Below are 438 nucleotides of genomic sequence, written 5' to 3' on the forward strand. Positions count from 1 at the left end.
GGGTCAAAGGGCGCGCCTAGCGGCTGTTCGGTCCGACCCTCAGAAACGAAACGTGCATATTGCTCAAAATCATCACCATCCGTCAAAAAAATCTGGTTCGCCTGAAGCGTCTGAACGTCCTCCGTCAGCAGGCGCGAACCATCAAAAACATCATTAACCGTCATTTGGTCTCTCCTTAGTGTTTCAAGTCCACTCAGGATGACCAAAACCGAGGAAAGAGTCTTTTCCTTGTTATTTTAACGCCCTACCGGGGTCGCGCCCCTCCATGACCTCTTCTTCTGGCATCGAGCGGATTTTCTCATCGCTGACACCAAAGATGGACAGGTCATAGGTTCGCTCTACCAACGACGCCAGCGCAAAGCTGTCATCGGGGTAGCGGCACCCCATCATCAATCGCTTGTAACTGATCGGATGCAGCCCCGCACCGTCGCCCCGTGC

At 53.7% G+C, this 438-nt stretch carries 1 protein-coding gene; it reads right to left on the bottom strand.

Annotated features, from left to right (window positions below; translation table 11 throughout):
* Positions 1-231: 231 nt before the first annotated feature.
* The coding region (locus ETV65_RS24985) for a hypothetical protein (RefSeq protein WP_205951645.1) at positions 232-438 on the bottom strand (207 nt) is incomplete at its 5' end.

Origin of the sequence: Rahnella sp. RFA10(1/100) (assembly GCF_004195115.1) — a bacterium.
Lineage (GTDB): Bacteria > Pseudomonadota > Gammaproteobacteria > Enterobacterales > Enterobacteriaceae > Rahnella > Rahnella perminowiae.